Source organism: Geodermatophilus ruber (assembly GCF_900114385.1).
GTDB lineage: Bacteria > Actinomycetota > Actinomycetes > Mycobacteriales > Geodermatophilaceae > Geodermatophilus > Geodermatophilus ruber.
The window spans coordinates 74,361-94,102 of record NZ_FOSW01000001.1 but is presented as its reverse complement, the minus strand read 5'-3'; the positions used below and the strand labels follow the sequence as shown (position 1 = coordinate 94,102).

The window sequence follows — 19,742 nt, the reverse complement described above, 5'->3', positions numbered from 1 at the left end:
CCGTTCGGAGGGCGGCCCCTGCGTCGTTCGGGGGACCCGCCCGCGACCGGCGTCACCCTCTTCGCGTGACCCACGTAACCTCCGGGTCGGCGTCTCGTTACTGGCTGGTAGGTGTTGCTGCCCGCTCCTGAGGTGCGGGAGGGGGCGGGACGCCGCAGACTGCCGGAGGCCTGCGGATCTTGAGCGGGGCGGGACCGGCGACGAGGCCGGAGCAAGGGGAGGTCGAAGGTGGGCGTCGCGGTCCAGGTCGAGGGGCTGACCAAGTCCTTCGGCAGCCAGAACATCTGGAGCGACGTCACGCTCACCCTGCCGCCCGGGGAGATCTCGGTCCTGCTCGGGCCGTCGGGAACCGGCAAGTCGGTGTTCCTGAAGTCGCTGGTCGGCCTGCTCAAGCCCGAGAAGGGCTCGATCATCCTGAGCGACGCCGACATCGTCACCTGCAGCGAGGCCAAGCTCTACGAGATCCGCCGGCTCTTCGGCGTCCTGTTCCAGGACGGCGCGCTGTTCGGCTCGATGAACCTGTTCGACAACGTCGCCTTCCCGCTGCGTGAGCACACGAAGAAGAGCGAGACGGAGATCCGGCGCATCGTCCTCGAGAAGATGGACATGGTCGGCCTCGCCGGCGCCGAGGGGAAGCTGCCGGGGGAGATCTCCGGTGGGATGCGCAAGCGCGCCGGCCTGGCCCGGGCGCTGGTCCTCGACCCGGAGATCATCCTGTTCGACGAGCCGGACTCCGGTCTGGACCCGGTCCGGGTCGCCTACCTCAACCAACTGATCGTCGACCTCAACGCGCAGATCGACGCGACCTTCCTGATCGTCACCCACGACATCGGCACCGCCCGCACCGTGCCGGACAACCTGGGCCTGCTCTACCGCAAGCACCTGGCGATGTTCGGTCCCCGGGAACAGCTGCTCACCTCGCAGGAACCGGTCGTGCAACAGTTCCTCAACGGCCGCCGTGAGGGACCGATCGGCATGAGCGAGGAGAAGGACGTCGCCCAGGTCGAGGCCGAGATGGCCGCTCTGGCGGCCCGCGGCGGCGACCAGCACAACGGCGTCGGCCCCAAGGGCGCCACCGGCGGGGACGCCGTCCCACCGCAGCTGGAGCCCTCACCGGGGCTGCCCGAGCGCAGGGCCGTCCGCCGCCGCCAGGAGCGGGTCGCGCGCATGCTGCACACCTTCGACCCGGCCACCGCCGCGGCGATCCGGGAATCCCTGCCCCCCGACCTGCTGGCCCGGGCCGACGCCGGCGTGTTCGCGTCGAGCCCCGACGTCGCCGGCCGGCACCGGTCACCCGACGAGCCGCCGACCAGCGTGCTGCCGGGTCCGCGGGGACAGTGGTGAGCGCCGGGGACGAGCCGAAGGCGCCGGGTCTGCTGGACGGGAAGCTCTCCCCGACCCGGCCGCTGCGGGCCAGCGGCAACCTCTTCGCCTTCGCCCTCGACGTCGCCCGCGCGCTGCCCCGGCGGCCCTTCCAGGTGCGGGAGTTCGTCCAGCAGACCTGGTTCGTCGCCAGCGTGACGATCCTTCCCACGGCGCTCGTGGCGATCCCCTTCGGCGCGGTGATCGCGCTGCAGCTGGGGTCGCTCACCCGCCAGCTCGGCGCCCAGTCCTTCACCGGGTCGGCGTCGGTGCTCGCGGTGCTGCGGGAGGCCAGCCCGATCGTCACCGCGCTGCTCATCGCCGGCGCGGGCGGCTCGGCCATCTGCGCCGACCTCGGGGCGCGGAAGATCCGCGACGAGATCGACGCGATGGAGGTCCTGGGCATCAGCCCCATCCAGCGCCTCGTCGTCCCGCGGGTGCTCGCCGCGATGCTCGTCGCCGTCCTGCTCAACGGGCTGGTCAGCGTGGTCGGTGTCGCGGGCGGCTACTTCTTCAACGTCGTCCTCCAGGGCGGGACACCGGGGGCCTACCTGGCCTCCTTCGGTGCCCTCGCCCAGGTCGAGGACTTCTGGTCCGGCGAGATCAAGGCACTGGTGTTCGGGTTGATCGCCGGCATCGTCGCCTCCTACAAGGGGCTCAACGCCGGCGGCGGACCCAAGGGCGTGGGTGACGCGGTCAACCAGTCGGTGGTCATCACGTTCCTGCTGCTGTTCGCGGTGAACTTCGTGATGACCGCCGTGTACTTCCAGCTCGTCCCCCCGAAGGGGGCGTGATGGCGCTGCTCTCCCCGGTGGACCGGGTGCGCCTGGGGGCGCGCCGGCTGGTCGGCACGGTGTACCGGCGGCCGATGGACACCCTCGAGGACCTCGGCGACCAGCTGAGCTTCTACGGCCGCGCGCTGGCCTGGACCCCGCGCACGCTGCGGCGGTACAAGCGGGAGACGTTCCGGCTGCTGGCCGAGGTCAGCTTCGGCACCGGGGCGCTGGCCGTCATCGGCGGCACCGTCGGCGTCATCGCCTTCCTGTCCTTCTTCACCGGCACCGAGGTCGGCCTGCAGGGCTACGCCGCGCTCGACCAGCTGGGCACCTCGGCGTTCACCGGCTTCCTCTCGGCCTACTTCAACACCCGCGAGATCGCCCCGCTGGTGGCCGGACTGGCGCTCTCGGCCACGGTCGGCTGCGGCTTCACCGCCCAGATCGGCGCCATGCGGATCAACGAGGAGATCGACGCCCTCGAGGTCATGGGGGTGCCCTCGCTGCCGTTCCTGGTCACCACCCGCATCGTCGCCGGCTTCATCGCCGTCATCCCGCTCTACGTCATCGGCCTGCTGTCCAGCTACTTCGCCACCCGCACGATCACCACGCAGGCCTACGGTCAGTCCGCCGGCACCTACGACCACTACTTCAACCTGTTCCTGCCGCCGCAGGACGTGCTCTGGTCGTTCGTGAAGGTCCTCGTCTTCGCCGTCGTGATCATCCTGAGCCACTGCTACTACGGCTACCGCGCCGGCGGCGGCCCGGCGGGCGTGGGCCTGGCCGTGGGCCGGGCGGTGCGCTTCTCGATCGTGGCCGTGATGGTCATCGACCTGTTCCTGAGCCTGGCGATCTGGGGCTCGACGACGACGGTCCGGATCGCCGGATGAGCGGGGGGAGAGCGGTCGTGGTGCGGCGGCGGCTGCAGGGGGTGGCGTTCCTCGTCGTCATCGCCCTGCTGCTGGGCCTGTCGGTGGCGCTCTACCAGAAGGCGTTCACCGAGGTGGCCCGCGTGACGCTGCAGACCGACACCGTGGGCAACCAGCTGCAGGAGGCGTCCGACGTCAAGGTGCGCGGGGTCATCGTCGGCGAGGTGCGGGAGGTGTCGGCGAGCGCCGCCGGTGCCAGCGTCGAGCTGGCGATCCTGCCGGAGCACCTGGACGAGATCCCGGCCGACGTCAGCGCGCGGCTGCTGCCCAAGACCCTGTTCGGGGAGCGGTACGTCTCCCTGGAGCTGCCCGACCAGCCCTCGGCCGAGCGGCTGGCCGACGGCGACGTCATCGAGCAGGACCGCACCGAGAACGCGATCGAGCTCCAGCGGGTGATCGACGACCTGCTGCCGCTGCTGCAGGCCGTCGAGCCGCAGGACCTGAGCTACACCCTCGGGGCGGTCGCCGACGCGCTGCGCGGCCGCGGGGACTCCCTCGGTGAGAACCTGGCCTCGGTCGGGGACTACGTCGAGGAGCTCAACACCGTCCTGCCGCAGCTGCAGGCCGACATCACCGGGCTGGCGGACTTCGCCGATACCTACGAGGCGGCGGCCGACGACCTGCTCGCCGTCCTCGACAACCTGGCGGTCACCGCCACCACGCTGGTCGACCAGTCCGAACAGCTGCGCCGGACGTTCACCGTGGGCGACAGCTCCGCGGCCACCGCCGCCGGCTTCCTCGAGACCAACGAGCGCAACCTGATCTCGCTGGCCGCCACGTCGCGCCCGGTGCTCGGCCTGTTCGCGGAGTACTCGCCGGTCTACCCGTGCCTGCTCGAAGGCCTCACCCGGTTCCATCCCATGATCACCGAGGCGTTCGGCGGGGACGGCGACCCGGCGCTGAACCTGAACATCGTCGTCAGCTTCCCGCCGCGGAACCCGTACCAGCCCGGCGACCAGCCGGCCTACCTGGACCGGTCCGGCCCGGACTGCCAGGGCCTGGAGGACATCGACGGGATGATCGCCGCGGCCGAGCGGGGCGAGTACCACTGCCCGACCCCGCCGGAGGACGGCATCGACTCGGTGGACAACGCGTGGACCGGCAACCCGGTCTGCCTGGGCGGCCGCAACCCCGACGACGTCCCGGAGGGCGCGGGCGAGCCGAACCCGACGGCGGGGACCTCGCTGCCGTCGATCCTGGCCGGGTCCACGGCGGAGCTGGACTTCGTCCGGAGCCTGCTGGCCTACCAGACCGGTGCGAAGCCCGCGGACGTCCCGGACCTCTCCGCCGCCACGCTGGCGCCGCTGCTGCGGGGGACCCGGGTGGTGGTCCCGTGAGCGGGCCGGGGGTGGGGCAGTGAAGTCGCTGGCGGGGCCGCTGACCAAGCTGGCCGTCTTCGCGCTGGTCACCGTGCTGGCCAGCTACGTGCTCATCACCACGATCACCAATGCCGGGTACGGCGAGCAGCGGGCGTACCGGGCGCAGTTCACCGACGTCGCCGGGCTGGTCGAGGGCGACGAGGTGCGCATCGCCGGCGTCCGCGTCGGCCAGGTGACCGGCATCGAGCTGAGCGACGCGACCGACCGCCCGGTGGCCGAGGTGGCCCTGGAGGTGGACGCCGGCATCCCGCTGCCGGCCGGGGTGGAGGCGACGATCCGCTACCGCAACCTCGTCGGCCAGCGGTACATCGCGCTGACGGAGGGGGAGGGCTCGGCCGGGCGCACCCTGGAGGAGGAGGCGGTCATCCCGCTGGCCCGCACCCGGCCGGCGCTGGACCTCACCACCCTGTTCGGCGGCTTCCAGCCGCTGTTCCAGGCGCTGTCGCCCGACGACGTCAACCGGCTCTCCTTCGAGATCATCCAGGTCTTCCAGGGCGAGGGCGGCACCGTGCAGAGCCTGCTGGGCCACGTGGCCTCGCTGACCTCCTCGCTGGCCGACCGGGACGCGGTCATCGGCAGCGTGATCGACAACCTGTCCACGGTGCTGGGCACCGTGGCCGCCCGCGACGAGCAGCTCTCCTCGCTGGTCGTGAGCCTGCAGCAGTTCGTCACCGGCCTGGCCGAGGACCGCGATGCGATCTTCGACTCGCTGCAGACGGTCGACGAGCTGGCGGTGGCCACCAGCGGGCTGCTCGAGCAGGGCCGGCCGCCGTTGGCCGCCGACATCGCGTCGCTGGGCGACCTGGCCGGCAACCTGGCCGACACCGGAGACGTCCTGGAGGGGTTCCTGCAACTCGCACCGACCAAGATCGACCTGATCACCCGGACCGCGGTCAACGGCAGCTGGTTCAACTTCTACATGTGCGGGGCGTCGGGCTACGTCGTCCTGCCGGGGCAGACCACCGGCAGCGAGATCCCCGAGGGCGGCCTGTCCACCGGCGCCGGGGGGTGCGGCTGATGGCCCGGAACGCGAAGCCGTTCCGCGACCGCAACCCGGTCGTGATCGGCGCGGTCAGCCTCACGGTGATCGCCGCCCTGGTGCTGCTGGCGTTCAACGCGCAGTCCCTGCCGCTGATCGGCGGCGGGACGGTGTACCGGGCGCAGTTCTCCGAGGCCGCCGGCCTCAAGCCGGACGACCCGGTGCGGGTGGCCGGGGTCAAGGTGGGCCAGGTGGAGAGCCTGGCGCTGGAGGACGGCGCGGTCACCGTGGAGTTCCGCGTCCGCGACGCCTTCGTCGGCGACCGCTCGCAGGCGGCGATCAAGATCGAGACGGTGCTGGGGGCGAAGTACCTGGCGCTGGTCCCGCGCGGCAGCGCCCCGCTGGACCCCGACCAGCGGATCCCGCTGGACCGGACGGCGTCCCCCTACGACGTCGTGGCCGCCTTCGCCGACCTCTCGACCACGGTCGACGAGATCGACACCGCCCAGCTGGCCGGCTCGTTCGAGGTGCTCGCGGAGACCTTCGCCGAGACGCCGGAGGAGGTGCAGACCTCGCTGGAGGGCCTGGCCCGGCTGTCGGACACGATCGCCTCCCGCGACGCGGAGCTCGAGCAGCTGCTCTCCGCCACCCGCGACGTCACCCAGGTCCTCGCCGACCGCAACGGCGAGTTCACCCGGCTGATCGTCGACGCCAACACCCTGCTCACCGAGGTGCAGGAGCGCCGGGAGCTCATCGACGCCATCCTCACCAGCACCCAGCAGCTGGCCGAGCAGCTCTCCGGGCTGGTCGCCGACAACCGCGAGGCGCTCACCCCCGCGCTGCAGCAGCTGGCGACGGTCACCGACATCCTGTTCCGCAACCGGGCCGCGCTCGGCGAGACGGTGGCCAACCTGGCGCCGTTCGTCACCGTGTTCGCCAACACCCTGGGCAACGGGCGCTGGTTCGACAGCTTCGTGGAGAACCTCCTCCCCGGGGCGGTCGGCACTGCCGTCTGCGGCGGGGGCGCGCAGCTGCCCGGCGGGACCGTCTCGTGCGGGGAGGCACCGTGACAGGCCCGTTGCAGCGCGGCATCGCGCTGGCCGCCGCCGTCGTCCTGCTCGGCGCGCTCGGCTGGACGGTGCTCCGTCCCGCCGGCCAGTACCGGGTCACGGCCTGGTTCACCCAGGCGGTGGGCGTCTACCCGGGCGGGGACGTGCGCATCCTCGGCATCGACGTCGGCGAGGTCACCGACGTGCGGCCGAGCGGCGACCGCGTCCGGGTCGAGATGCTCGTCGACGACGACTACGACATCCCCGCCGACGCGAACGCGGTCATCCTGGCGCCCTCGCTCGTGTCCGACCGGTACGTCCAGTTCGCCCCCGTCTACAGCGGCGGTCCGACGATGGCCGACGGCGCGGAGCTCGACGTCGACCGCACCGCCGTCCCGGTCGAGCTGGACGCCGTCTACGGCGCCCTCGACGAGCTGTCGGCGGCGCTCGGCCCGACGGGGGCCAACGCCGACGGTGCGCTGTCGGACCTGCTGGAGGTCGGCGCGGACAACCTGGAGGGCAACGGGGCGGCGCTCAACCGCACCCTCACCGGCTTCTCCCAGGCGGTGGAGACCCTCGCGGAGAACCGTGACGGCCTGTTCGACTCGATCGAGAACCTGCAGACGTTCACCAGCGCCCTGGCGTCGATCGACGCCCAGGTCGGCCAGTTCAACGACACGATGGCGGCGGTCACCGACCAGCTCGAGGGCGAGCGGGAGGACCTCGCCGCGGCGGTCGCGCTGCTGTCCCAGGCCCTCGGTGAGGTGGCGTCCTTCGTGCAGACCAACACGTCGCTGCTGACCACCAACGTCGACCGGCTCGCCGACGTCACCCTGGTGCTGGTGCAGCAGCGGGCGGCACTGGCCGAGGTGCTCGACGTGGCCCCCGCGGCCCTGGGGAACGTCGCGCGCGCCTACAACCCCGACTACGGCACCCTGGACACCCGCGACAACTCGGTCGGGTCCACCGCGCCCGAGGTGGTCGTCTGCCAGCTGCTGGCCCAGGCCGGCCGGCTGCAGGTCGCCGGGGTGGACCTCACCGACCTGACCCAGTTCCTCTCGCTGCCGCCCACCGAGCAGATCTGCATCCGGCTGCTCTCCGGCGACCCGGGCAACGACGGCACCCTCGACGACGTCGACGGCAACGGTGTCCCCGACCTGCAGGACCTGCTCACCCGCGTGTTCGGCGGCGGAACGGTCCCCGGGGGCAGCGGCACGCCGCTCATCGGCCTGCCGCCGATCAGCACGGGGAGCCAGCAGTGAGCGCCCGCCGGGTCCCGGCCCTGCTCGCCGGCGTGCTGCTGCTGTCCGGCTGCGGGTTCCGCGGCGCCTACTCGCTGGACCTGCCCGGGGGCGCCGACCTCGGGGAGGACCCCTACACGGTGCAGATCGAGTTCGCCGACGTCCTGGACCTGGTGCCGCAGGCCGGCGTCCGGGTGGCCGACGTCCCGGTCGGCCGGGTCGGGGCGGTCGAGCTCGGCGAGGACTGGACCGCGCTGGTCACCGTCGAGGTCGACGGGGACGTCGAGCTGCCGGCCAACGCCGTGGCCATGATCGGCCAGTCCTCCCTGCTCGGCGAGAAGTTCGTGGAGCTGGCCGCGCCGGGCAACGAGCCGGCCGAGGGCGAGCTCGGCGACGGCTCGCTGATCCCCCTCGACCGGACCAACCGCAACGTGGAGGTCGAGGAGCTGCTCGGCGCTCTCTCCCTCGTGCTCAACGGCGGCGGGCTGGCCCAGCTGCAGACGATCAGTCACGAGCTCGGGGACGCCCTGGAGGGCCGGGAGGACGCCATCCGCACCACGCTGCGGGAGCTGGACACCTTCATCGGCGGGCTGGATCAGCAGCGCGAGGAGATCGGCCGGGCCCTGGACAGCGTGAACGCCCTCGCCGAGAGCCTGGCCGCGCGCACCGGGACGATCGAGACCGCCCTGGACACCCTCGGCCCGGGCCTGGACGTCATCGACGACCAGCGCGAGCTGCTGGTCTCGATGCTCGACAGCCTGGCCCGGCTCGGCGACGTCGGCACCCGGGTCATCAACCAGGCCGGGGCCGACACCGTGGCCGACCTGCAGCTCCTCCAGCCGATCCTCAGCCAGCTGGCCGCGGCCGGGCCGAACCTGGCCGGCTCGCTGGACCTGCTGCTCACCTACCCGTTCCCGGCCAGCTCGCTGTCGGCCCTGCAGTACCGGCCGGACCTGCGCACCGGCGGCTACGGGCTGTTCACCAACATGACCGCGACGCTCAACTTCGACCTGCGCGAGCTGCTCTGCCGTTACGTCGTCGACCCGGCCACCGGCGCGGTGGTCGAGCTCGAACCGCAGGACCTGGCGGGGGACGGCTGTGGGGCGCCGGGCGCCCCGCCGGGCAATGCCAGCGGGACGCCGGGCGGCTCGGGGCCGACCTCCCTCGCCCCCGGCCTCGGCGGCCTCGAGGGAGTGGTCCCGTCCCCGGGTACCGGCGCCGGCCCGCCCGGCCTGCCCGAGATCCTGGGAGGCCTGCCGTGATCACCCGCAAGACCAGGCTCCAGCTGCTCGCCTTCGCCGCGGTGGCCCTGCTGGGCATCTCCTACGTCGGCTTCAACTACGTGGGGCTGGACCGGCTGCTGCTGGGCAACGGCTACGAGGTGGCCGCCGACTTCGAGGACTCCGGCGGCATCTTCGTCAATGCCCAGGTCACCTACCGCGGGGTGGCCGTGGGGCGGGTCACCGACATGGAGCTGGTCGACGACGGCGTCCGGGTGACCCTCACCATCGATCCCGACACCGAGCCGATCCCGGCCGACACCGACGCGGTGGTCGCCACCCGCAGCGCGGTGGGGGAGCAGTACGTCGACCTGCGCCCGGCCGCCGACGACGGCCCCTATCTGGCCGACGGCGCGGTCATCCCGCAGTCGCGCACCGCCATCCCGATCCCGGTGGAGCAGCTGCTCCTCAACGTCGACGACCTGGTCACCTCGCTGGACGCCGAGGACCTGCGGATCGTCGTCGAGGAGCTGGGCCAGGCGTTCGCCGGGGCCGGGGACGACCTGGGGCGGCTCCTGGACAACGGCGACCTGCTGCTGGCCCGGGCCGAGCAGTCCCTGCCGCAGACGCTGCAGCTGATCACCGATGGGCAGACCGTCCTCGACACCCAGGTGGCGAGCCGCTCGGCGATCGAGCAGTGGGCGTCCGACCTGCGGCTGCTCACCGACACCCTGGTGGAGATCGACCCCGACCTGCGCAGCCTCGTGGTGAACGCGCCGGACGCGGGCGCGGCGCTGCAGCAGCTGGTCGACAACGCCGGGCCGGGGCTGGGCTCCCTGGTCCGCAACCTCGACGTCCTCAACGGGGTCACCATCCCGCGGCTGGACGGCGTCGAGCAGATGCTGACCACCTACCCGGACGTGGTGTCCGGCGGCTTCACCGTCGTCCGCAACGACGGTGGGACCATGCGGGCGCACTTCGGGTTCGTCCTCAACGCCGGCGCTCCGCACGCGTGCGTCAGCGGCTACGTCTCCACCGGCCAGACTCCCAGCCCGGGGGCGGTCGCCGCCGTGGACGCCGACGCCGTGCGCTGCGACGTGGTCGACGGCGTGGACCCCGACCCGGGCGACGGCGTCGACGAGACCGGGAGCTCCATCCGCGGCGCGCAGAACATCGGGCGGGACGGCGGGCTCGGCCCGCCGGGGCCGCAGGGCGCGCTCGGTACGGGGGCGCCGCTCACCGGGGTGCTCGACGAGGTGGTGGGCGGCCTGCTCGACGCCCTGCCGTTCGCCCGCACCCAGGGCTGAGCCGGCATGCCGACGACCGCGACACCGAGAGGAGCCGGGAGGATGACCCGCGTGACGAGCGATACCCGGCCGCAGGAGGCCGACGCGAAGGAGCGGGACACCGCGGCGGAGCCGACCGCCGAGGCGGAGCCGACCGCCGAGGCCGCCGACGAGGCGCCGCTCGGGCGGGTCCGCCCGACGCTGCCGCTGGTCCCGGTCCTCGCCGTCCTGCTGGTGCTGCTGCTGGCCGCGGTGGGCTACCTGCTGTGGCCCCGGTTCGCCGCGCCGGAGTCCTCGGTCCGCACCGGCAGCTATGTCGAGGCGCTGCAGGCAGCCCGGTCCGGGGTGGTGGACCTGACCTCCTTCGACTACGTCACCCTCGACGACGACATCGAGCAGGTGCGCCGGGTCGCCACCGGCGACCTGCGGGAGGAGTCCCTGGCCCAGCTGGAGGACCGGCGCCAGGAGCTCACAGACATCCAGGCCGTGGTCAACACCGAGGTGGTCGGCGCCGGCGTCACCCGCGCTGAGGAGGACGAGGCGACGGTGCTGCTGGTGATCCAGTCCACCCAGCAGAGCACGGCCGGCCCCCAGGCCCAGGTGCTGCGCTACCGGATCCAGGTCGAGCTGGTGCGGGAGGACGGCCGCTGGCTGCTCTCCGGGATCACGGGGCGGTGAGGCAGGTGCCCGAGACCCCCGACGAGCGCCCCCGGCCCACCCCCCGCCCGCGGCCGTCCGCCTCCGCCCGGCCCGCCCCGCGCGCCCGGGTCGCCGGCACCCGCCCCAGCCCGCGCCCGCGGCGGGCCGCCGACCCCGCCGGCCGGGAACAGGCGGCGCCGTCCTCCCCGCCCCGGCCCGGGACGGTCGCAGCCGGCACACGCCGTTCCGAGCAGGCCGGCGCCCGTGCCGCGGCGGCCGCCCCCGCGCCGCCGCCGGGCCGCCGGCCGCGTGCGGCGCTGGTGCTCGGCGTCCTCTGCGGGGTCGCCGCCGTGGCCCTCGGCGTGCTCCTGTGGCAGCGCCCGGAGCCGCAGTACGTCCGCCCGGAGGTCTTCGACGCGGCGCGCGGCGGCGTCGAGGCGCTCTACGCCTACGACTACCGCGACTCGGAGCGCAGCGTGCAGGGCAAGCTGGACGTCCTGACCGGCGACCTCCGCGAGCAGTACGCGGCCGACCTGCAGGGCGGGATCATCGACACCTACGAGCAGGTCTCGGCGACCACCCGCTACGAGGTCCTCGACATCGGCCTGCAGCAGGTCGACGACGACCAGACCGCGGCCACCCTCGTGGTGTTCGGCCAGTACGTCGTGGAGTCGGTGAACAGCGGGACCCAGGCGCCGCCGGAGGGCTCGGAGTGCACCGTCACACCCGAGGGTGCGCAGTCGTGCACCCAGACGGTCCAGGTCGACATCGTGCAGGTCGACGGGGAGTGGAAGATCAGCGAGCTGACCCTGCTGACCACCAGCTGAGCGGCCGGGCGGGACCGGGGAGCCGCGACGCCGCGGCGTGGCAGCCCTCCGGTCGCCGTCCGGCTGGCATCATGGCCGTGTCATCGTGGAGATGGCCCATCCCGCCCCGCTGCGGGGCGGCTGACCTTTCCGGGTGTGGTCCTGATCGCTACGGACCCCCCGACGTGGACAGCCTCCCGGAGCAGGGGTAGGGTTCTCTGTTGCGCTGCCCCCTGACTGCTTGCCCGCCGAGACGGGTCGCCTGGGGTGCCCGGGGGAACCACGCCCGGACGCCCGTCGACCGCCCGCGCCGGACCCCTCAGCAGGCAGGTGGACAGCCCCGCCATTACCGACGACGACCCAGGACGACCCGCACCCACCGCCCGCACGTCGTGAGGTCCTTGGAAGGACGCATCTTGGCAGGCTCTCGCCCCACCAGCATCTCCGCCAGCACCACCGAGTCCGGTACCACGTACGGCAAGACCCAGCAGCCCCCCCAGGCCGGCCCCCGCACCGGCGAGGCCGACCAGCAGAAGATCCCGGGCGCCCCGCTCCGCGTCTCCTTCGCCAAGATCTCGGAGCCGCTCGAGGTGCCGGACCTGCTGGCGCTGCAGACCGCCTCCTTCGACTGGCTCGTCGGCAGCCCCGAGTGGCGGGCCACCCTCGCCCCCGAGGAGCAGGCCGACGCCGTCGGAGGCCTCGCCGAGATCCTCGAGGAGATCTCGCCGATCGAGGACTTCAGCGGCTCGATGTCGCTGTCCTTCTCCAACCCGCGCTTCGAGGACGTCAAGGCGTCCCTCGAGGAGTGCAAGGACAAGGACATGACCTACGCGGCGCCGCTGTTCGTCACCGCCGAGTTCATGAACAACACCACTGGTGAGATCAAGAGCCAGACGGTGTTCATGGGCGACTTCCCGATCATGACCCGCAAGGGCACCTTCGTCATCAACGGCACCGAGCGGGTCGTCGTGTCCCAGCTCGTCCGCAGCCCGGGCGTCTACTTCGACAAGGCCCTGGACAAGACGTCGGACAAGGACGTCTTCAGCGCCAAGGTCATCCCCAGCCGCGGTGCGTGGCTGGAGTTCGACGTCGACAAGCGCGACACCGTCGGCGTCCGCATCGACCGCAAGCGCCGCCAGCCGGTCACGGTGCTGCTCAAGGCGCTGGGCTGGACCGAGGACCGCATCCGCGAGCACTTCCAGTGGTCGCCCACGGTGCTGGCGACCCTGGAGAAGGACCACATCGCCGGCCAGGACGAGGCGCTGCTCGACATCTACCGCAAGCTGCGTCCGGGCGAGCCGCCGACGCGCGAGTCGGCCCAGGCGCTGCTGGAGAACCTCTTCTTCAACCCGAAGCGCTACGACCTGGCCAAGGTCGGCCGCTACAAGGTCAACAAGAAGCTCGGTGTCGAGGTGCCGCAGAGCACCCTGACGCTCACCGAGGACGACATCGTCTCCACCATCGAGTACGTCGTGCGGCTGCACGCCGGCGAGCCCGACCACGGTGTCGACGACATCGACCACTTCGGCAACCGCCGCCTGCGCACCGTCGGCGAGCTGATCCAGAACCAGATCCGGGTCGGCCTCTCCCGCATGGAGCGCGTCGTCCGCGAGCGGATGACCACCCAGGACGTCGAGGCGATCACGCCGCAGACCCTGATCAACATCCGGCCGGTCGTCGCCTCCATCAAGGAGTTCTTCGGCACCAGCCAGCTGTCCCAGTTCATGGACCAGACCAACCCCCTGGCGGGCCTGACCCACAAGCGCCGCCTGTCGGCGCTGGGTCCGGGCGGTCTGTCCCGTGAGCGGGCCGGCATGGAGGTCCGCGACGTGCACCCGAGCCACTACGGCCGGATGTGCCCGATCGAGACCCCGGAAGGCCCGAACATCGGCCTGATCGGCTCGCTGTCGGCCTACGGCCGGGTGAACGCCTTCGGCTTCATCGAGACCCCGTACCGCCGGGTCCAGAACGGCACCGTCACCGACCAGATCGACTACCTGACCGCCGACGAGGAGGACCGTTTCGTCGTCGCCCAGGCCAACTCGCCGCTGGACGCGCAGGGCCGGTTCGCCGAGGACCGCGTCCTGGTCCGCACCAAGGGCGGTGAGGTCGACTACCTCGCGCCGGAGAACGTCGACTACATGGACGTCTCCCCGCGGCAGATGACCTCGGTGGCGACGGCGATGATCCCGTTCCTCGAGCACGACGACGCCAACCGCGCGCTCATGGGCGCGAACATGCAGCGTCAGGCCGTCCCGCTGCTGCGCAGCGAGGCGCCGCTGGTCGGCACCGGCATGGAGCTGCGGGCCGCGGTCGACGCGGGCGACGTCGTGGTGGCCGAGAAGGCCGGTGTGGTCGAGGACTCGACCGCCGACTACGTCACCGTCATGGCCGACGACGGCACCCGGCAGACCTACCGGCTGCTGAAGTTCCGCCGCTCGAACCAGGGCACCTCGATCAACCAGACCCCCGTCGTGGACGAGGGCCAGCGGGTCGAGGTCGGCCAGGTCATCGCCGACGGGCCGTGCACCGACCAGGGTGAGATGGCGCTGGGCAAGAACCTGCTCGTCGCCTTCATGCCGTGGGAGGGCCACAACTACGAGGACGCGATCATCCTGTCGCAGCGCCTCGTGCAGGACGACGTCCTGTCCTCGATCCACATCGAGGAGTTCGAGGTCGACGCCCGCGACACCAAGCTCGGTGCCGAGGAGATCACCCGGGACATCCCGAACGTCTCCGAGGAGGTCCTCGCCGACCTCGACGAGCGCGGCATCATCCGCATCGGTGCCGAGGTCGTCCCCGGCGACATCCTCGTCGGCAAGGTCACGCCCAAGGGCGAGACCGAGCTGACCCCCGAGGAGCGGCTGCTGCGGGCGATCTTCGGTGAGAAGGCCCGCGAGGTCCGCGACACCAGCCTCAAGGTCAAGCACGGTGAGTCCGGCAAGGTCATCGGCGTCCGCGTGTTCTCGCGCGAGGACGGCGACGAGCTGCCCGCCGGCGTCAACGAGCTGATCCGGGTCTACGTCGCCCAGATGCGCAAGATCTCCGACGGTGACAAGCTCGCCGGCCGCCACGGCAACAAGGGCGTCATCGCGAAGATCCTGCCGCAGGAGGACATGCCGTTCCTCGAGGACGGCACCCCGGTGGACATCGTGCTCAACCCGCTGGGCGTGCCCGGCCGGATGAACGTCGGCCAGGTCCTGGAGACCCACCTCGGATGGGTCGCCAAGTCCGGCTGGCAGGTCGAGGGCAACCCGGAGTGGGCGAAGAACCTGCCGGAGGCCGCGCACTCCGCCGCACCGGGCACCCGGACGGCGACGCCGGTGTTCGACGGCGCCCGCGAGGAGGAGATCGTCGGCCTGCTGAGCTCGACGACCCCGAACCGCGACGGCAACCGGATGGTCGAGCCCACCGGCAAGGCCCGGCTGTTCGACGGCCGGTCCGGGGAGCCCTTCCCGGAGCCGATCTCGGTGGGTTACGTCTACATCCTGAAGCTGCTGCACCTGGTCGACGACAAGATCCACGCCCGGTCGACCGGCCCGTACTCGATGATCACGCAGCAGCCGCTGGGTGGTAAGGCGCAGTTCGGTGGCCAGCGCTTCGGTGAGATGGAGTGCTGGGCGATGCAGGCCTACGGCGCGGCCTACGCGCTGCAGGAGCTGCTCACCATCAAGTCCGACGACATCCTGGGCCGCGTCAAGGTCTACGAGGCGATCGTCAAGGGCGAGAACATCCCCGAGCCGGGCATTCCCGAGTCGTTCAAGGTGTTGCTCAAGGAGCTGCAGTCGCTGTGCCTCAACGTGGAGGTCCTCTCCGGTGACGGGCAGGCGATCGAGCTGCGTGACACCGACGACGAGGTGTTCCGGGCCGCGGAGGAGCTGGGCATCGACCTGTCCCGCCGCGAGCCCTCGTCCGTCGAGGACGTCTGAGAAGGGACCCCTCCGGGACCCCCTGCGCACGCCCAGGGGGTCCCGGAGGGGGCCTTCCAGCCAAGACATTCATAGAGAAGTTCAGTAACGAGCCCCGGGAAAGGGGTCCCCTTGCTCGACGTCAACTTCTTCGACGAGCTCCGCATCGGGCTGGCCACCGGCGACGACATCCGCCAGTGGTCGCACGGTGAGGTGAAGAAGCCCGAGACCATCAACTACCGGACGTTGCGTCCGGAGAAGGACGGTCTCTTCTGCGAGAAGATCTTCGGTCCCACCCGGGACTGGGAGTGCTACTGCGGTAAGTACAAGCGGGTCCGGTTCAAGGGCATCATCTGCGAGCGCTGCGGCGTCGAGGTGACCCGGGCCAAGGTCCGCCGTGAGCGGATGGGCCACATCGAGCTGGCCGCGCCGGTCACCCACATCTGGTTCTTCAAGGGCGTCCCCTCGCGCCTGGGCTACCTGCTCGACCTGGCGCCCAAGGACCTCGAGAAGATCATCTACTTCGCCGCTTACCTGATCACCTCGGTCGACGACGAGGCACGCCACCGCGACCTCCCGACCATCGAGGCCGAGATCAGCGCGGAGAAGCACAACCTCGAGTCCCGCCGCGACGCCGACGTGGAGGCCCGCCAGCAGAAGCTGGAGGCCGACCTCGCCGAGCTCGAGGCCGAGGGTGCCAAGTCCGACGTGCGCCGCAAGGTCCGCGAGGGCGGCGAGCGCGAGATGCGCCAGCTGCGCGACCGCGCCCAGCGGGAGATCGACCGCCTCGAGGAGGTGCTCGACACCTTCCGCAAGCTCGAGGTCAAGCAGCTCATCGCCGATGAGAGCCTCTACCGCGAGCTGCGCGACCGCTTCGGCGAGTACTTCGAGGGCGGCATGGGTGCCGCGGCGCTGCAGAAGCTGCTGGCCGACTTCGACCTCGACGCCGAGGCGGCCTCGCTGCGGGAGACCATCCGCAGCGGCAAGGGCCAGCGCAAGCTGCGGGCCCTCAAGCGGCTGAAGGTCGTCGCGGCCTTCCAGCAGACCCGCAACTCGCCCATGGGCATGGTGCTGGACTGCGTCCCGGTCATCCCGCCGGACCTGCGCCCGATGGTGCAGCTCGACGGTGGCCGCTTCGCGACCAGCGACATGAACGACCTGTACCGCCGGGTGATCAACCGGAACAACCGGCTGAAGCGGCTGCTCGACCTCGGTGCGCCCGAGATCATCGTGAACAACGAGAAGCGGATGCTCCAGGAGTCCGTGGACGCGCTGTTCGACAACGGCCGCCGCGGCCGGCCCGTCACCGGCCCGGGCAACCGTCCCCTGAAGTCCCTGAGCGACCTGCTCAAGGGCAAGCAGGGGCGGTTCCGGCAGAACCTGCTGGGCAAGCGCGTCGACTACTCCGGCCGTTCGGTCATCGTCGTCGGCCCGCAGCTGAAGCTGCACCAGTGCGGTCTGCCCAAGCAGATGGCGCTGGAGCTGTTCAAGCCCTTCGTCATGAAGCGGCTGGTCGACCTCAACCACGCGCAGAACATCAAGTCCGCCAAGCGAATGGTGGAGCGCGCCCGTCCTGTCGTCTGGGACGTGCTGGAGGAGGTCATCACCGAGCACCCGGTGCTGCTCAACCGGGCGCCGACGCTGCACCGACTGGGCATCCAGGCCTTCGAGCCGCAGCTGGTCGAGGGCAAGGCCATCCAGATCCACCCGCTGGTCTGCACCGCGTTCAACGCGGACTTCGACGGTGACCAGATGGCGGTGCACCTGCCGCTGTCCGCCGAGGCGCAGGCCGAGGCCCGGATCCTGATGCTGTCGAGCAACAACATCCTGAGCCCGGCCGACGGTCGCCCGATCACCGCGCCGACCCAGGACATGGTGCTGGGCCTGTACCACCTGACGACCCTGGTGCCCAGCCGGCACGAGGCCGACGGTGGTCAGCCGGCGTCCTTCTCGTCTGCGGCCGAGGCGATCATGGCCTACGACAAGGGCTCGCTGGGTCTGCAGGAGCGGGCCTGGATCCGCCTCGACGAGGTCTTCGGCGTCGACAACGGCTCGGTCAACGAGGCGTGGGAGCAGCCGGAGGACTGGGCGCCGGGCGCCCCTGCGCGCGTGCTCACCAGCCTCGGCCGGGTGCTGTTCAACGAGGCGCTGCCCGAGGACTACCGCTTCGTCAACTACCAGGTGCCGAAGAAGGAGCTCGGGGCGATCGTCAACGACCTCGCCGAGCGCTACCCCAAGGTGCAGGTCGCGGCGACGCTGGACGCCCTCAAGTCCGCCGGGTTCCACTGGGCCACCCGCGCGGGGATCACGATCGCCATCGACGACGTGGTCACCCCGCCGGCCAAGCAGGAGATCCTGGACCGGCACGAGGCCGAGGCGCGCCAGATCGAGAAGCAGTACGAGCGCGGCGTCATCACCGACGCCGAGCGTCGTGCCGAGCTGATCGAGATCTGGACCCGCGCCCGGGCCGAGGTCAGCCAGGCGATGGTGGAGAACTTCCCGACCACCAACCCGGTCTGGGTCATGGTCAACTCGGGTGCCCGAGGCAACATGATGCAGATCAGCCAGATCGCCGGCATGCGCGGCCTGGTGGCCAACCCGAAGGGCGAGATCATCCCGCGGCCGATCAAGGCCAACTTCCGGGAGGGTCTGTCCGTGCTGGAGTACTTCATCTCCACGCACGGTGCGCGCAAGGGCCTGGCCGACACGGCGCTGCGGACCGCGGACTCCGGGTACCTCACCCGCCGGCTGGTCGACGTCTCCCAGGACGTCATCATCCGCGAGGAGGACTGCGGGACCGACCGCGGCGTGATCATGCCGATCGGCACCGTCGTGGACGGCACGGTCACCCGTGACGCGCACGTGGAGACCAGCGTGTACGCCCGGGCACTGGCCGCCGACGTGGTGGCCGAGGACGGCACGCTCATCGCGCAGGCCGGTCAGGACCTGGGGGACGTGCTGATCCAGGCGCTCGTCGACGCCGGTGTCTCGGAGGTCAAGGTCCGCTGTGTCCTGACCTGCGAGTCGCTGCTCGGCACCTGCGCCACCTGCTACGGCCGCTCGCTGGCGACCGGCAAGCTGGTGGACGTCGGCGAGGCGGTCGGCATCATCGCCGCCCAGTCGATCGGTGAGCCCGGCACCCAGCTGACGATGCGCACCTTCCACACCGGTGGTGTCGCGGGTGAGGACATCACCCACGGTCTGCCGCGTGTGGTGGAGCTCTTCGAGGCCCGCGTCCCCAAGGGCAAGGCCCCGATCGCCGAGCTGGCCGGCACCGTCCGGATCGAGGACGGCGAGCAGTTCCGGAAGATCACCATCATCCCGGACGACGGCTCCGACGAGGTCGTCTACGACAAGGTGTCGCGCCGTGCGCGGCTGCGGGTCGAGGACGGTCAGCACGTCGAGGTCGGCGAGCAGCTCACCGAGGGTGCGGTGGACCCGCACGAGGTGCTGCGGATCATGGGCCCGCGCGAGGTGCAGCTGCACCTGGTCCGCGAGGTGCAGGAGGTCTACCGCAGCCAGGGTGTGTCGATCCACGACAAGCACATCGAGGTGATCATCCGGCAGATGCTGAAGCGGGTGACCATCATCGACTCGGGCTCCACCGAGTTCCTGCCCGGCGCGCTGGTGGAGCGGACGCTGTTCGAGACCGAGAACCGTCGGGTCGTCGCCGAGGGTGGCGAGCCGGCCTCGGCCCGCCCGGTGCTCATGGGCATCACCAAGGCCTCGCTCGCGACCGAGTCGTGGCTGTCGGCCGCCTCCTTCCAGGAGACGACCAAGGTGCTCACCGACGCCGCGATCCAGGGCAAGAGCGACAGCCTGCTCGGCCTCAAGGAGAACGTGATCATCGGCAAGCTGATCCCGGCGGGTACGGGCATCAGCCGTTACCGGAACATCACGGTCGAGCCCACCGAGGAGGCCCGGGCCGCCGTCTACACGATGGCCGGCTACGACGACGGGCAGTACTACAGCCCCGACGTCTTCGGTCAGGGCACCGGCGAGGCCGTGCGTCTCGAGGAGTACGACTGGCGGGGCTGAAAAGCACCTACCTCCCCCACCGCTCGCACGCTCGCGGCGGGACCCTGAGGTAGGCCGGCAGTGACGAAAGGGCCCCCAGGTCGAACGACCTGGGGGCCCTTTCGTCTGTCATCCGGAGGACGGCGACGTCATG

At 71.4% G+C, this 19,742-nt stretch carries 13 protein-coding genes; all 13 read left to right on the top strand.

The annotated features are described in order from the left end of the window. The first annotated feature begins 228 nt into the window (after positions 1 to 228). The 13 genes from BMZ50_RS00530 (at position 229) to BMZ50_RS00470 (ending at position 19,609) form a co-directional block, all read left to right on the top strand. The gene (locus BMZ50_RS00530) at positions 229 to 1,344 is read left to right on the top strand and encodes an ABC transporter ATP-binding protein (RefSeq protein WP_091319710.1); all 1,116 of its coding nucleotides are present in this window, start codon (positions 229 to 231) and stop codon (positions 1,342 to 1,344) included. After that, positions 1,341 to 2,156, top strand: coding sequence for an MlaE family ABC transporter permease (locus BMZ50_RS00525; RefSeq protein ID WP_245753205.1), 816 nt, complete (start codon positions 1,341 to 1,343; stop codon positions 2,154 to 2,156). Before BMZ50_RS00530 ends, BMZ50_RS00525 begins: the two co-directional genes overlap by 4 nt. Then, complete coding sequence (locus tag BMZ50_RS00520) at positions 2,156 to 3,025, top strand: MlaE family ABC transporter permease (protein WP_245753204.1); 870 nt, start codon at positions 2,156 to 2,158, stop codon at positions 3,023 to 3,025. The genes BMZ50_RS00525 and BMZ50_RS00520 overlap by 1 nt, the downstream gene beginning before the upstream one ends. After that, complete coding sequence (locus BMZ50_RS00515; RefSeq protein WP_091319706.1) at positions 3,022 to 4,401, top strand: MCE family protein; 1,380 nt, start codon at positions 3,022 to 3,024, stop codon at positions 4,399 to 4,401. Before BMZ50_RS00520 ends, BMZ50_RS00515 begins: the two co-directional genes overlap by 4 nt. Before the next feature lie 19 nt (positions 4,402 to 4,420). Further along, on the top strand, positions 4,421 to 5,461 hold the full coding sequence (locus tag BMZ50_RS00510; RefSeq protein WP_091319702.1) for an MCE family protein: 1,041 nt from the start codon (positions 4,421 to 4,423) through the stop codon (positions 5,459 to 5,461). Further along, complete coding sequence (locus tag BMZ50_RS00505; protein WP_091320953.1) at positions 5,461 to 6,492, top strand: MCE family protein; 1,032 nt, start codon at positions 5,461 to 5,463, stop codon at positions 6,490 to 6,492. The genes BMZ50_RS00510 and BMZ50_RS00505 overlap by 1 nt, the downstream gene beginning before the upstream one ends. Further along, positions 6,489 to 7,733 (top strand): MCE family protein, encoded by a 1,245-nt coding sequence (locus BMZ50_RS00500; RefSeq protein ID WP_091319699.1) that lies wholly within the window; start codon positions 6,489 to 6,491, stop codon positions 7,731 to 7,733. The genes BMZ50_RS00505 and BMZ50_RS00500 overlap by 4 nt, the downstream gene beginning before the upstream one ends. After that, positions 7,730 to 8,974: an MCE family protein gene (locus BMZ50_RS00495; protein WP_091319696.1), complete on the top strand. Its 1,245-nt coding sequence runs from the start codon at positions 7,730 to 7,732 to the stop codon at positions 8,972 to 8,974. Before BMZ50_RS00500 ends, BMZ50_RS00495 begins: the two co-directional genes overlap by 4 nt. Further along, positions 8,971 to 10,239, top strand: a complete 1,269-nt coding sequence (locus BMZ50_RS00490; RefSeq protein ID WP_091319693.1) for an MCE family protein — start codon at positions 8,971 to 8,973, stop codon at positions 10,237 to 10,239. Before BMZ50_RS00495 ends, BMZ50_RS00490 begins: the two co-directional genes overlap by 4 nt. A 51-nt stretch (positions 10,240 to 10,290) precedes the next feature. Then, on the top strand, positions 10,291 to 10,896 hold the full coding sequence (locus BMZ50_RS00485; RefSeq protein WP_143087040.1) for a hypothetical protein: 606 nt from the start codon (positions 10,291 to 10,293) through the stop codon (positions 10,894 to 10,896). 5 nt (positions 10,897 to 10,901) lie between these two features. Further along, on the top strand, positions 10,902 to 11,684 hold the full coding sequence (locus BMZ50_RS00480) for a hypothetical protein (RefSeq protein WP_143087039.1): 783 nt from the start codon (positions 10,902 to 10,904) through the stop codon (positions 11,682 to 11,684). Between the two features lie 395 nt (positions 11,685 to 12,079). After that, positions 12,080 to 15,592, top strand: coding sequence for a DNA-directed RNA polymerase subunit beta (gene rpoB, locus BMZ50_RS00475; protein WP_218146031.1), 3,513 nt, complete (start codon positions 12,080 to 12,082; stop codon positions 15,590 to 15,592). A 111-nt stretch (positions 15,593 to 15,703) separates the two neighbouring features. Beyond that, positions 15,704 to 19,609, top strand: coding sequence for a DNA-directed RNA polymerase subunit beta' (locus tag BMZ50_RS00470; RefSeq protein ID WP_091319684.1), 3,906 nt, complete (start codon positions 15,704 to 15,706; stop codon positions 19,607 to 19,609). Positions 19,610 to 19,742 lie beyond the last annotated feature (133 nt).